Below are 13535 nucleotides of genomic sequence, written 5' to 3'. Positions count from 1 at the left end.
AGCAGTCCGATGGAGCTTCTAAACGACATGGCGTTGTTCGTCGAAGTCGTCAAGGCAAAAAGCTTTCGCGGCGCAGCCGAAGCGATTGGTGTACCGAATTCGACGCTGTCGCGCCGGATCGGAGCGCTGGAAAAAGCAATCGGACTGCGTCTGCTGCATCGTACAACGCGCAAGATTGAACTGACAGAAGCGGGCCAGCTCTATTTCGAGCGCTCGAGACGTATCGTCGACGAAGCCCGGCTTGTACACGAACAGCTCGGTGAAATGGTGGCTCAGCCGGTTGGGGTGTTACATGCGTCGTTGCCGGTCGATTTCGCCAACATCTTCCTCGCGCCGCTGCTTCCGGAGTTCGCACGCCGCTATCCCGGCATTAGCTTCGAATTCGACCTGACACCACGCCGCGTCGATCTCGTCACGGAGCCGGTCGATCTGGCGATCCGGATGGGCGAACCACCGTCATCTAACCTCATCGCACGACAGCTCGCCCGTTTGCCGCGGTACCTCTATGCGTCGCCACGCTACATCGAACTCTTCGGGGAGCCGAGCGAACCGGCTGACCTCCAGCAACACGAGTGTGTGCGGCTTGATCCGGCAGAAATCAATGGCTGGACGCTCCACCGGGAGGAAGAAACGATCGAGATTCCAGTGGGAGGCCGGTTTCTGCTCAACAGCGTCGGCATGATCCGACGACTGGCGATGCTTGGTCTCGGGATTGCGGTGCTGCCGGAAGAAATCGCGGCCGAAGACGTTACCGCCGGGAACCTGCGTCGGGTGATGCCCGCGTGGCAGGCTCCCTCCGTTCCCGTCTATGCGATCACCGAGACACGTTTGTTGCCCGCAAAGACCCAGCGGTTCATCGAATTTCTGCGAGAGCACCTGGGACGACCACGGCCGACGGCATGACGGACCAACTGCGGCGTTACGCGCTCGCTCGGCGAGCACGATGGCCAATCAATAAGCACCGCTGCCGCAGCAAAGCCCGGTCAAGGCTCGCTACGAGTCATCTCGCCGGGGCGCCCGATTCCATCGGTCGATAAAGCCGGGCTTGGCTCAATTCGCATCCGCGGCCGCGGCGTCCGCACCACCGCCCTTGACAGGCTTCATTAGCCAGAGGGTCCAGACGAACGCGCACCGGCAGGCGCCACACCGCCTGGATCTCGCTTCCCTCGCGGCCTCATTCATCAGTGAGTTTTCATTCATGACGCAGGACGACGAACTTTTCGCGTCATCAATCCCGCGTGCTTTGGTGTCGATGACTTGTAGGCGGTGCAATACGAACCGTCGACCGAAGCGACAAGCGCTTCAGTAGACAGGAACCCGTTTTCGTTCAGGCGATGCCGGCGCTTAGCGCCGGGAAAACATCAGTAAACAGCAACGTGATCAATTGTTGTCCATGCGGAGTCGACCAGTCCTGCGCGATTTCCGCCATGAGCGTGTTGGTCGCCGTGAGCACCACTCCCGCATCGTGCATCCGCTGACGCGAAAGATCTTCGGAAAGATCGCTGGGCGATCCCGAGGCGTCCATCACAGCCTGGACGGAAAACCCTTCCAGCGCGGCGTCAATTGCGGGGAAGATAAGGCAGACGTCGGTGGTTACGCCGGCCATAATCAGGTTCTTGCGCCCCGTTGCAAGCACTGCGTTACGGAATTCCGGATAGGCCCACGCGTTGACCACGCCCGGACGCTTGATCCGCGCGGAGTATGCATCGGGCAGGATCTCGGCGATCTCGGGAAGAATCGGACCTTGTGCGTGGTCTTCCTGGCTTGACGTGATGACAGTCGGCAGATTCAGTATCTTTGCCATCTTGGCCAGAGCGATTGACTGCTTGGCGGCGAATTCGCGATCAATATTCTTGATCAGTTGCATCGTACCGACCTGATGATCAATCAACAGCAACGCACTATTTTCGGGTGTGAAGCGTTCAACCTTCATGACGTAACTCCTGTTTGGTGACTGGGTGTATGCGTCAAAGCACGTGACGATCTCCTACAGTCGCCCCATATCGCCACGTTGATAAGCGGCGGCAGCCGCAACTCAACTCGCCTGGCTCGAAAGTGCCATCGCGCCGTTCGAATACACGGGCTGACCGAACTGTTCGCCCGTGAACACCGCCACTTTTGCGCCACCCGCCCGTCGCTGCGAGCGTGTGCATACTCGCGCCAAGCCCATGAACGGAAAGAGTTCCCCCGGAGCGGAACCGTGCAAACGGAACGCACGGAAGTGACTTCTCCGGTCCGCGCGATTCCGGCGGGCAATGGTGGTCGACATGGCGTCACCCTCAAATATCGGCAGCCGTGCTCAGAGCCGGATAATCGATATAGCCCTGCGCTCCCGGCGTGTAGAACGTGTTCTTGTCCGGTGCATTAAGCGGTGCGCCTCGACGAAACCGCTCCGGCAGATCCGGGTTAGCGAGAAACGCGCTACCGAACACTGCGGCGTCCGCGCGCCCCTCGGCCAGCAGGGATTCAGCGGCGGCCTGATCAAGCCCGCCCCCAACCAGATAAGCGCCATCGAAACGCGGTCGTAGCAGCGCGTGGTAGTCGGCCTTCGCGCCAAACAGCGCGACGTGCAGATACGCGAGATCGAAATCGCGCAGGTGTTCCACGAGATATGCGTAGGTTTCCTGCGGCGTGGCGTCCGAGACGTCGTTGAAGTTCATCTCCGGCGAGATCTTGATCCCGACGCGGTCGCCGCCCGCCTCCGCCGCCATCGCTTCCAGAACTTCGAGAGTGAAGCGAGCACGGTTCGCGATTGATCCGCCGTATTCATCTTCACGCTGATTGCTTCCCGACGAGAGGAACTGTTCAGGCAAATAGCCGGAGGCGGCATGCAGTTCGACGCCGTCGAAGCCGGCTTCGAGCGCGCGACGCGTCGCCGAACGGTAATCGGCCACGACTCCGGCGATTTCATCAGTGCGCAGTGCTCGCGGCGTCACGAACGCTTCCATGCCGTTGCCGGTCCAGGTCTGCCCCGCCGGCTTGATGGCCGACGGTGCGACAGGCAACGCGCCAGCCGGTTGCAGCGACGGGTGAGAGATCCGCCCACTGTGCATCAGTTGCATGTAGATGCGCCCTCCTCGTGCATGTACCGCGTCGGCGACCCGCTTCCATGCTGCGACTTGCGCATCGCTGTGAATCCCCGGGGTACGCACATAGCCTTTGCCGGCCGCCGACGGGAATACGCCTTCCGTGATGATGAGGCCCGCGCTGCTGCGCTGCGCGTAGTAGATCGCGACAATGTCGTCCGGTACGCCTGCGTCGTCGGCCCGCGAGCGGGTCATCGGGGCCATGACCATACGGTTCGAAAGAGGCAGGTTGCCGATGCGAACTGGCGTGAAAAGCCGACTCATGTTGCGCTCCTGGGTGATGTGCATCGTTGGAAGCGCCCATCATCCGGCAAACCACCATCAGGATAAAGATGACAAAATGGAAATGATTGCGCCAATAATGGATCAATCGGACAAGACCTTGTCCCTTCGTAAAGCCGAGGTCCGCCACAGCTTTGCAAGCCGGCGATCGTCGGCGAGATAGTTTGCGGAAATGTATCCGGCCTCTCGCGAGTCAGCCGCTTTTGGCGGCAAGCCAAAAACGACCGCGCTCCGTGTGCGAAGGACTCGCTTTCGTCGCGCCTTCCATTTTATTGAACGATTAATTCGATAATATCGACAAGCGGCTTCTTGTTCGTGGCACCAGTGCGTGCGAGAAACGAGCGGATCGATATCGCCTCACATTTTCCGACCCGATATTTTTCAGTCCCGTGAACATTCATTTGAGATGGGTAAAAGTGCCCCGCTCCACGCACCGGAGTGAAACGACCAACCGACGCATGTCGGGCGGGCTTCCGACATGACATGTTCATACCCGATTTCCATCGATTGCACCGGAGACTTTCATTCGCCCCTTTTATCGGAATTAATCTTCTCGAAATTTTTTCGTGACGGCCTGCCTCCCTGTCAGTTAATACAGGTGACGATTAAATCTCTGTAGGCTACTGTTATAAACGAATAAAAATAGCAGATGCACGGAGTGCCCCCTGAGTGCCGGGCTACCGACCATTCGTTGATGGGATGGAAATCGAGGCTCCAGATTCATCCCCATTTCGTAAAAACAGACGAGGAAACTGAAATGGTCGACCCGAACTCCGTCAAATCGTACATCGGCTGCTTCAGCCTCTATCAGACCATCAATCTGTTCGGGTTCACCTACTACTGGATCGTATGCCGCCAGAATGATGCGCTGATGTGCCAGCAAATCGACCAGGATGGCATCAGGAAAGCGACCGTTTTCGCTTTCTACCTGGGGGATACGTTCACCCCCGCTCCTCCTTTCAACAACCACACGCATACCGCGCTTCAGGTTCAGTCGATGGTCGACGGGAAGTGGCTGGCCTGTGACGGCACCTTATGGGATGTCACCCACAACGGCTCCGCCAATACCGTGCTCGCGTCTCCAGACACGCCTCCGACGCTTTGTCTGGCGAGCAACAGCCCGTACGGCATCCCGCCGGCAACGAATGCGCTGTGGATGGAATTCATCGAGAACGGGGCGGTGGGCGGCGTGCTGTCGATGAACAGCGTGCAAAACGTGGTCAATTGGCAGGACCCGACGCTCGCCGCGTTAGGGGCGAACCCGTCCCTCGCCATCACCGCATATCAAGTGCTTCCCGGTGCGTCGGACCTCAATAAAGGTTCGCACGATCGAGTCGACTTCCGGTATATCTTCCTGAAAAACGCGGTTTTCACCGAGGCCCGGGTGACGAACTGCGACCTCAGCAACGTCACGTTCTCAGGCGTCGCGGACTTCTCGGGCGCCGTACTGGACGGCAGCAACTTCTCGGGCCGCATGCTCGATTCCGCGAGCTTTCGCAACGCGTCGCTGAAGAACGTCGACTTGAGCGGAGCCAGCCTGAAAGGGTGCGACTTCGCGGGCGCCGTGCTCGACAACTGCAATCTCGAAGGCGCCAACCTGACCGGCGCCGACCTTTCCCTGGCGACCCTCGCGGATCCAACCCGGCCCGTCCTCATCACGCGATCTGCGCAAAACCGCACCGTCTTGACGAACGCACGCGTGAACAAGGTCCTCACGCACGCACTCAACGGCGAAGAGGACGACATCTACGACTGGAGCTACGCGCAGATGGACGGCGCGGCGTTCATGACGCCCGACGCCGACAACCCGGGCAAGGCAATCGTGGACGGGCAACTCGATGGCCTCGTCGCGCAGTATGCCGTTCTGACCGGCGTGCAGTTCTCGGTCGCGAACCCGTTGAGCATGCGTTACGCCGACCTGTCCTTCGCCCAACTGGGCGGGGCCGCGCTAGTGAACGCGAACCTGGAGGACGCCAAGTTCGACAGCGCCACCTTTTCGACGTCGGACGGCAAGCGCCGCTGCAACCTGACCAGCGCGATCCTGATGAATGCCACGTTCGGCAGCGCGGATCTGTCATACGCACTGATGCCGTATTGCTACTTGTACGGAAACAAAGTGACGCTGGCCGACGCAACCATCATGCAGACCGACTTCAGCGGTGCGTATCTCGTTGCAGCCGATTTCTCTGGACTTCGCGGGAAGAACGCGGCGGGCGTCACCTTCGACGGCGCCTGCCTCGTGAACGCCAATTTCTCAGGTACCGATCTGTCGACGGTGGATCAGCAACGCGCGAACTCGTTCGCGAAGGCTTGCCTCCAGGGCGCGAACTTCACGAGCACGAAGTCGGAGGGTGTGAATTTTGCGGGAGCCGCCGTGAGCACGGGTGATGGTACGTTGACTGTCCAGGGCGGTCGAGAGGACGGCCACCAGATCGATTACTCGGCGACGCTGACGCCGACCGACACCGCCGGGGCGACGTGCCCGAGCGGCCAGACGGGACCCTGCACCGGCGCGATGTGGAGCGCCAACGGCGCACCCATGAACGAATGGCACTACGGCGACAACACGTGATCGTGGGCGTCCCGTGTCGATGTTGACGCGCTTGTCGCGCACCGCGGTTCACAGGAAAAGAACGATTAATTAGGACAACGACATGTCATTCAACCCGAATGCGGAAAAACTCCCCGGACCGACTGAAACGCGCACGCTGCATTTCAACCTCGGGCATTGCAGGAACCCCGACGACGTGCTCGTTCATGCGAACCTGCGACAGTATCCGCTCAGGCGTCACACGGCGGAGACCCTCGCCCGGGCCATTCAGTGCACGCCGTTCCTGAAGCTGCTGCCGCAGGCACACGTCACGCATTACATCGACGATCTCCCCGTTCCGTCGAATCGCCCGGCACTGGTTACGGTGTCCATGGGAGCCGGCGACGGCGCACCCCGCAAGACTGTCGCCATGTACCTGCACATACCCAAGGCCGGACGGGCGGCCGCGCGTGACGAGATGAAGAGGCGCGGCAAGGACGTGCTCGCCGCGGCTTGCTACAAGCTCGAGAGGTACGGCGTCACGTCGGACGATCTCAAGCCCTTGGTCCTGGACGGGGATTTTCCGGATCACGTGGACAGTTACAGCGATGCGCTGGAGGCGGCGGTCGCCGTGCTTTTCCACCATCCGAGCCTCTTGAATCTGAGCAGCGACAACGGCGGCGCCATCCCCGCTTACATCAAGGAAAACTGCATCAAAGCAGCGATCAGGCACGACGGCGGTACCCTGGCAGATGCAATCCTGGACGCCGGCGACGACTGGCAAAAAAAGGTTCCGCTCGTCGACTGGAACAACGAACAGGTGTACGACGGTAACAAACCGCTCTACACGGCCAAGCTAGACAGGGGCGTGAATGAGGCGGTGTCGGGCACGCTGCCCCTGGCGATCCTGCTGTCGAGACAGGACGAATATTTGCGCGGCGCGCTGTGGAAGGTGCTCGATGGCGTCGTGTCGAGCGAATATCAGGGGACGGCCGGCGCCAGCGCGGTGCAGCGGCGCGCCCGGCAACGCGACCAGAACTCGCAGTGGCAACTGAAGAACCTCACGCCTGGCCTCGGTGTCGTGGTCGATCCCGCCAGCGTGACCTACGACGGCGGCAACATGTCGGTGACGGTGGAAAACCAGTGGCTCAGGCACCTCGGCGCCTACATCGAGTTCCTGGATGCCGGCGGTGCGCCGGTCGCTCCGCCGGATTCATGGCCGGCGTCCTGGGTTCCGAGTCTCTTCAGCGGAACCGCCACGACGAAGTACCTCGATCGGGTCGGGCCCATCGACGAGATCGCCGGCATTCCCATCGACGTCACGGACATGACGCTGACGTTCCCCGTGCCGGATGCCGCTAGCGCGGTGAACGTCCATCTCGCGGGGCTCGGCGTGTTCGGCCCCGGGCATACTGACCGGCACATTTGCCTCCTCGGCATCTTCATGACGGCGACGTTCGAGATGGCGGTGCCCATGATCGCGCTCGTCGCAGGCGCGGCCGTCATGAAGACCAAATTCGTCACCAGCCTCCTGGAGGACAACAAGCTCTACGTCGGCATCCTGGGCGTCCTGGCGACGATCGATGCCGCGCTCATCGACTATGCGTTGACGGGCGGCGTCAAGGAGGTCCTCCTCAAGCTCGCCAACATCATCACCCCCTTGCTATGGAAGACGGGCATGAAGACGGTGTTGCTGGAGTTTATCGCGCAAGGGGCGCTGGAGGAGGCGGTCCCGTTCGTGGACATCGCGCTGGAAGCGACCAACGCGGTAGTGACCGCAGCCGAGGTCGGTCAGACGGTGATCGAGGTGCTCGAGGCCGCGCCGGTTTATACGTCGACGGTGACCCGGACGATCGATCTAGACATCACGCTCGTCCCGGATTCGCAATTTCATTACTTCCCGATGCAAGCGACGCACTACGCGGTCACTGTGGCCTACGACAGTCAGGTCACGGTTCCTGCGAAGACGTTTTCGCTGTCGGAGGGGACGAACAACGATCCCATCCCTGTCCGCTTCACGGGCATCCCGGGCGGCGGCAAGCTGAAGTTGACCGCGATTTTCTATGCCGACAACGGATGGGTCGCGGGAAAGGGTGTCACCGACTGGACGCCCGCGCTGGGCACGAATGGCAGCACGCTCGTGATTCCGGGCCTCGAGATCAAGAACAACGCACCGCCGCTCACCACGAGCTCGGTGTATGAGCACGTGGAGAAACTCGCCTACGAAGGGGGCGCACATGTGTGGGACAAGGGGGCGCCGCCTCCGACCGCCACGCTGCGCACGTCCGGTTCCGATCTCGTCAGCCTGACAGGCATTACGCTGGCGCAGGCGCCCGCATCGATCGGATACGGATGGCAGGCCTCTAACCTGAACATTCCGGAGAACCTGTCGACCAATGCCAAATCGATCGACCCGATGTACACAGTGCAGAACGTGTCGCTTCTCGCGCCGCCGGAGCAGGCCTATCAGCCGCTCGACGTCGGCTACAACGAGAAATCGGGCATCTGCTACGACCTGCTGAGCAAGGCGGACGGCTTCGCGAGGAACCTCTTCCTCGACAGCTATCCGGTTGCCGCCGGCAGCAAGTCCGGCGCACCGTCGTACGTTCATCTCCGCAAGGTCACGTTGAGCTATGACGACGGTGCGAAATGCGCGCCCATTCACTCGGGGACGGGGCAGAGCTATGGCCGGTTCCCGTCGGGTATCCCGCTGGACGATTTCGTGCTGCACCCGCAAGGCTATGTGTTCGCGATCAGCGCCGCACGGAGCAAGCTGCTGCGATGCGAGTTGTCGAGCGAAGCCGTCGCGGACGCGGAGGCTCCCGATGCGTGCCTGCTTTCCGGCAAGGGCGAACGAGAGGGCCTGATGTCGGGACCGGTCGCGATCGCGATCGGCCTGGACGGCGTCGTAATGGTGCTGGAGGCCGTCAACGCCCGCGTGCAGGCGTTCGACATCCACGGCAACCCGGTCAAGTATTTCCAGGACAAGACCTCGTCGACATTGCCGCTCACGGTGCAAGGTCGCGGCCAGTCGACCTACCTCGATCTCGACGTCGAGGCCAAGGGTTATGTCTACGTGCTGTCCTATACCGGCGACGGCAGTTCGCCGGACGACTACTACATGGATATCTACACGCCGAAGGGAGATCTGCTGGTGTCGACGCAAGGCGTCGCATCGGGCAGGCTCGCGGTGAGTCTGGACCGAAACGTGTATGCGCTGAACTACGAGCTGATCCACGCCGCGGACGGGAGACCGGAGCCTTCGATCAGCCATTGGATGCCGCCGGCGCCGCCGGCGTAATTGCCGCACGGGAAGTGGAAGTTTCAATTCACCAACAGAGGACCAATCATGCCGAATGCCAGCCTCGAGCAAGCCCAGACCAATCTCACGCTAGCCTACATTGTCAACTATTCGGCCACCGACTATTCGTCGGGCAAGGAAATTCGCAATCCAACTGCGGCGCAGGTGAGTCAGAACATCAGGAATGGCCTGAGCTACTCCAGGATGACCCAGAACAAGCAGTTCAATATCGTCTGGGGGCCGGCCGTGCTTCGGGACCCCGATCCCGACGGTTACGCGGCCAACATCACCGTCGTACTGAAATCGGCAGTCACGGGCCAGTACTCAGTGGTGACCAGCGGCACTGATTTCCAGTCTCCCGCCGACCTTCTCGAGGACAACCTGTACGAAACGCTTGTGTCGTTCCAGAAGTACGTGCCCTCGTGTAATGCGTCGGCGGGCATATCGGCCGGAACGGATATCGGACTCTCGTCGGTCATCCTGACTACCGACTCAAACGGCGTGACGCTCGTCGATTTTCTCAAGACGGTGCCGGCGTCGAGCACGATCAGCGTGGTCGGGCACAGCCTGGGCGGAGCCCTGGCATCCGCGCTGGTCCTGTATCTGAAGAATCAGCGTCACTTGCAGGCGCTGACGTTGAAATACACGTGCGAGACATTTGCGGCGCCGACGGCTGGCAACGATCTCTTTGCCGGTTACTTTGACGCGCAAATGAAAACCGATGCGGTACGCGTGTGGAATACGTGCGACATCGTGCCGATGGCATGGAACACGAATACCATCGATGCCGTGAAAACCGTCTATGGCTCGGTTGCCCCGCCGAGTGACGCCATCAAGGTGCTCATCGACGCGATCATGCTTACCTCGGCGCCGCTGAATTACAGACAATGGGGCAACTACGGCTCCGTGCAAAACAAGCTCGACGGCACGGTTGTCGGCAATATCACGGACTTCTTCGAACAGGCCGGCTTTCAGCACATCCTGGGATACATCTTCCTTCTTGGGCTCGGTTTGGGCGACATCCATATGCCCCCGCCGCCGCCCACCGCGAACAACTGATGTATCGGATTTCCGCTCGATAGTCACAAAAAGACAATGCCGCCAATCTGGATCGTCAGCATTGGCCACAAACACGACGAACCCGGCTGAAGCCGGGTTCGCATGCCTGCGCGTGACACTCAACCGCGGTTCAACCGCCGCGCGGAACCCACCAGCAGACACCGCCGTAACACTCCATCGTCATACACTGGTCCGAATTGCACTCGAATTCTTCGGCGGACACCGGCATCGCGAACCCCGCCAGCACAGCCACCGCCAAGCTGCTCAGCACTGCCCTCTTGATGTGACGCATGACGCGCTCCTTGTTGGTTTGTTGTGCGGCCCTCCTCTGTGCGGAACCGGCTCGATCATCAACGAGGAAAGCCATTTGCAAGAATAGACGCCACGCGGCGCGCGTCAAGCGACGGCGCGCGGCAGAGGAAGCAGCACCGGTTCGCACGGACGCGCGCCAGCCGCGCAAGCCGCGTGCACCCGCTCCCCTCCACTCCGTCGGCGCGGGATGAACCGACATCCAAACACGTAAGTCAGTCGTCGAACGTACCGCGATACTCGGGCGCCGCATCGGCACGCGTATTCAGTTCGAACATCACGCCGCCCGGCGCGCGGCAAAAAAAGCGCGAACCCCTTCCGTTGTTGAATATCTCCGTCTCCATCGCGACGCCCTCCGCGCTGAAGCGCTCGAACAATGCGCGAACGGCGTCGAGACTCGGCAGTTCGAAGCCCACGTGGAAATTCGTCGGCCATGCTGGAATGCTGTCCCCGACGTGATCGATCACGACGTCGAAGCCCGGACGCTTGAGAATCCAGGATTTGTCCCAGCTTCCAGCGATCGTGAAGCCGAGATACCGCTCGAAGAATCGGGCCGTCGCAAGCGTATCGGCCGAGGGGAAACTGAGGTGATTGAGCTTCATCGTTTCTGTGATGCGAGTCATCTTCGTCTTCTCCGTCATCGATGATTCGGCGGATGCACGATGCCGTTCCGCCCGACCTGTTCAGCATATCGGTCGCGGTTCACCGTCGACAATTCGCATTGCAAGCGCGCTCGGAACTCACCGAAACCCGCGTGAAACCGCGCTGCGGCGAGCCGCCGGCCATCCCTGCGCGGCCCGCTATTCGCATTCGGCGTGCGTTCGCGCCGGCCGTGCCGAACACGCTCGACCGCGTCGGTCGATCGCAACGAGCGAAAGCTCGACGCTTAGCCACGAGCGTGCGAACGATCGCGGGTCGTCCAGATACGTGCGCGGTCTGCGAGAGGCGTCGCCCCGCCCGGAAGAAGCGCGATCGAACGCCGGCCGCTGCGACGACACGCGCGCTCCGGCACCTCTGCTGTCATTGCCCCACCGGGAACTGCCGGCACAGTTCGCGCACCTCGCCGCGAGCGCGCTCGACGATTTCGCCGCGCTGCGGCGCGTCCAGCAGGTCCGCGATCAGATGCCCGACGTGAGCGGAGTCGCCGGTCGTCAGCCCGCGCGCGGTCAGCGCCGCGACGCCGACACCGATGCCTGCTTCGACGATCCGGTCTTCGTCGGGACGATAGAGGCGATAACGGTCGGCGAGCACGTGTGCGGCCGCGAGCCGCTCGAGCGCAGCGGCCGCGCTGCCCGGCGGGCCGAGGTCGCCGACGACGATTTGCCCGGACTCGCGGGAATCGGTCGTGAAGCCGCGTTCGACGAGCGCCGCCGACATCGCGCCGACGTTGTCGAGCATCTGCCGCTGATACTTGCGAAACGGTTCGTTGAATGCCTCGTGCAGCGCAACGGCCTTCGCCGCAAGCGCGACGAGATCGCCGCTTCCTGCGACGAGCGCGCGCTCGACGTGCGCATCGAAGCGCGCCCGGGCCAGTACGAGCCCGCCGCGCGGCCCGCGCAGCGTCCCGTTCGTCGCCATCGACACGAAATCGGCGTACGGCACCGGCGACTGCAGGATCCCGGCCGCGATGGGCCCCGCGAAGTGCGCGAGGTCGGCCGCGAAATACGCGCCCGCACGATGCGTGACGACAGCGAGCGGCGCCCAGTCGTCGGGCGCCCAGTCGGCCGTCACGGTAACGCGAACCATCTGCGGAACACACTGCGGCGCGGCGCCTCGCAGGTGCCACGCGAGTGCGTCGCAATCGACGTGTCCGTGTCTGTCGCCGATCCAGCAGCCGGCCACCGGATCGAGGTGCCCGAGCGCGTTCACACGGGAGAGCCGCAGCGTCGGCCGCCCCAGCGACGCCGACAGGTCGAGCACCGCGTCGCCGCAGTGCAGAGCCGCATGCTGTACCACGGCGCCCGCCTGCGAGCCGGACGTCGGCAGCGCATTCGCATACTCGGCGCCGAACAGCCGGCACGCGCGCCGCGCGGCAACCTGATGCACCGTGTCGACGACGGAGCGCGGGTTATCCGCGTCGCCGGTATCGGCCGGTGTCGCGCGCCACGCGAGCGAGCCGTTCGCGGCGACGAACTGCGCTTCGAACACGGCGTCGCTCAGGTAATTGAGCGCGATCTCCAGATGCAGGCAGTTATCCTGGCGCATGCGTTCGCGCCATAGCTGAAAAGCGATCGTCGGATCGCTGCTCTGAAGACGCCTCACGCGCCGCTCCGCGCCGTATGTTCGCTGGCGCTACGCGAGCGAGCGGATGAAGCCCGCCGCGAGCACGCAGTAGAACAGCCCGCAAAAAAGCCCGAACGGCTTGCGCGTGCGCGTGAAGAACGGCGCGGCCGAGTGCGACGAGAACGCGAGCGCATACGTCGTAAACACGATGAACCCCAGCAGCGCGCAACCGGCGACGAGCACGAAGCTCGTCCACGCCGGCGAGTTCGCCGACAGCCCGAGCGTCGTCACGGTCAGCCACGTGAGAATCGCCTTCGGGTTCGTAAGGTGGATGCCGAGCCCCTGCAGGTAGAACACCGGCAGGCTGCCGCGACGCGCCTGCGTACCCGCCTTCAGCGGATCGCGCGACGAGTACGCGGTGCGGATCGCCTTGTACGCGAGCCACACCAGATAGAGTGCGCCGAGGATCTTGAGCCACGTGAGCAGCGGCCGGTACGACAGCAGCATCGCCGACACGCCCGCCGCCGCGGTCACGCCCCAGCACAGCGAGCCGGAGATCACGCCCGCCGCCATCGCGAGGCCGGGCGCGCGTCCGTAGTTGAGCGACGCGTTCGCGATCGACAGGTTGCCCGGGCCGGGCGTCGCCGTGCCGATCAGGTAGACGGCGAATGCGACGCCGAAGTTGGAGAAGTGCGCGAAGTTCATTGGATATCCTCTGCCGGTGTGACGCGCGACGCTACCGCCG

General features: G+C 62.3%; 10 protein-coding genes. 4 read left to right on the top strand and 6 right to left on the bottom strand.

The features are described 5' to 3' along the window. Positions 1–9 precede the first annotated feature (9 nt). Positions 10–903, top strand: coding sequence for a LysR family transcriptional regulator (locus WK25_RS15920; RefSeq protein WP_059545136.1), 894 nt, complete (start codon positions 10–12; stop codon positions 901–903). A gap of 424 nt (positions 904–1327) precedes the next feature. Here the strand turns inward: WK25_RS15920 and WK25_RS15915 are convergent, their stop codons facing one another. Together WK25_RS15915 and WK25_RS15910 are read right to left on the bottom strand one after the other, a co-directional pair. After that, positions 1328–1933: an isochorismatase family protein gene (locus WK25_RS15915; RefSeq protein ID WP_069242068.1), complete on the bottom strand. Its 606-nt coding sequence runs from the start codon at positions 1931–1933 to the stop codon at positions 1328–1330. A gap of 346 nt (positions 1934–2279) precedes the next feature. Next, the gene (locus WK25_RS15910; protein ID WP_069242422.1) at positions 2280–3350 is read right to left on the bottom strand and encodes an alkene reductase; all 1071 of its coding nucleotides are present in this window, start codon (positions 3348–3350) and stop codon (positions 2280–2282) included. 775 nt (positions 3351–4125) lie between these two features. Here WK25_RS15910 and WK25_RS15905 point away from each other — a divergent pair. From WK25_RS15905 to WK25_RS15895, 3 genes are all read left to right on the top strand, one after another. Next, positions 4126–5940 carry a pentapeptide repeat-containing protein gene (locus tag WK25_RS15905; RefSeq protein ID WP_069242067.1) on the top strand — a complete coding sequence of 605 codons (1815 nt, stop codon included), beginning with the start codon at positions 4126–4128 and terminating at the stop codon, positions 5938–5940. Positions 5941–6022: 82 nt separating this feature from the next. Next, the gene (locus tag WK25_RS15900) at positions 6023–9199 is read left to right on the top strand and encodes a hypothetical protein (protein WP_069242066.1); all 3177 of its coding nucleotides are present in this window, start codon (positions 6023–6025) and stop codon (positions 9197–9199) included. A gap of 48 nt (positions 9200–9247) precedes the next feature. Beyond that, the gene (locus WK25_RS15895; RefSeq protein ID WP_069242065.1) at positions 9248–10258 is read left to right on the top strand and encodes a lipase family protein; all 1011 of its coding nucleotides are present in this window, start codon (positions 9248–9250) and stop codon (positions 10256–10258) included. Between the two features lie 130 nt (positions 10259–10388). Here the strand turns inward: WK25_RS15895 and WK25_RS15890 are convergent, their stop codons facing one another. The 4 genes from WK25_RS15890 to WK25_RS15870 all read right to left on the bottom strand — a co-directional run bounded on the left by WK25_RS15890 (position 10389) and on the right by WK25_RS15870 (position 13495). Next, positions 10389–10550 (bottom strand): hypothetical protein, encoded by a 162-nt coding sequence (locus tag WK25_RS15890; RefSeq protein ID WP_156432141.1) that lies wholly within the window; start codon positions 10548–10550, stop codon positions 10389–10391. A gap of 232 nt (positions 10551–10782) precedes the next feature. After that, a complete protein-coding gene (locus WK25_RS15885; RefSeq protein ID WP_174554682.1) occupies positions 10783–11190 on the bottom strand; it encodes a VOC family protein in 408 nt (135 codons plus the stop codon). A gap of 397 nt (positions 11191–11587) precedes the next feature. Then, the gene (locus WK25_RS15875; protein WP_069242063.1) at positions 11588–12772 is read right to left on the bottom strand and encodes a hypothetical protein; all 1185 of its coding nucleotides are present in this window, start codon (positions 12770–12772) and stop codon (positions 11588–11590) included. 87 nt (positions 12773–12859) lie between these two features. Next, entirely contained in the window at positions 12860–13495 is a 636-nt protein-coding gene (locus tag WK25_RS15870) for a LysE family translocator (protein ID WP_038570140.1), read from the bottom strand. Positions 13496–13535 lie beyond the last annotated feature (40 nt).

Origin of the sequence: Burkholderia latens, assembly GCF_001718795.1 — a bacterium.
GTDB lineage: Bacteria > Pseudomonadota > Gammaproteobacteria > Burkholderiales > Burkholderiaceae > Burkholderia > Burkholderia latens_A.
The sequence above is the reverse complement of the archived record's forward strand: the minus strand, read 5'-3'. Positions and strand labels throughout refer to the sequence as shown.

Excerpts from the sequence above, each read along its gene's own strand:
- WK25_RS15895 (WP_069242065.1), top strand. The coding sequence starts at position 9,248 with ATGCCGAATGCCAGCCTCGAGCAAGCCCAGACCAATCTCACGCTAGCC.
- WK25_RS15900 (WP_069242066.1), top strand. The coding sequence starts at position 6,023 with ATGTCATTCAACCCGAATGCGGAAAAACTCCCCGGACCGACTGAAACG.
- WK25_RS15890 (WP_156432141.1), bottom strand. The coding sequence starts at position 10,550 with ATGCGTCACATCAAGAGGGCAGTGCTGAGCAGCTTGGCGGTGGCTGTG.
- WK25_RS15870 (WP_038570140.1), bottom strand. The coding sequence starts at position 13,495 with ATGAACTTCGCGCACTTCTCCAACTTCGGCGTCGCATTCGCCGTCTAC.
- WK25_RS15915 (WP_069242068.1), bottom strand. The coding sequence starts at position 1,933 with ATGAAGGTTGAACGCTTCACACCCGAAAATAGTGCGTTGCTGTTGATT.
- WK25_RS15905 (WP_069242067.1), top strand. The coding sequence starts at position 4,126 with ATGGTCGACCCGAACTCCGTCAAATCGTACATCGGCTGCTTCAGCCTC.
- WK25_RS15920 (WP_059545136.1), top strand. The coding sequence starts at position 10 with ATGGAGCTTCTAAACGACATGGCGTTGTTCGTCGAAGTCGTCAAGGCA.
- WK25_RS15875 (WP_069242063.1), bottom strand. The coding sequence starts at position 12,772 with ATGCGCCAGGATAACTGCCTGCATCTGGAGATCGCGCTCAATTACCTG.
- WK25_RS15910 (WP_069242422.1), bottom strand. The coding sequence starts at position 3,350 with ATGAGTCGGCTTTTCACGCCAGTTCGCATCGGCAACCTGCCTCTTTCG.
- WK25_RS15885 (WP_174554682.1), bottom strand. The coding sequence starts at position 11,190 with ATGACTCGCATCACAGAAACGATGAAGCTCAATCACCTCAGTTTCCCC.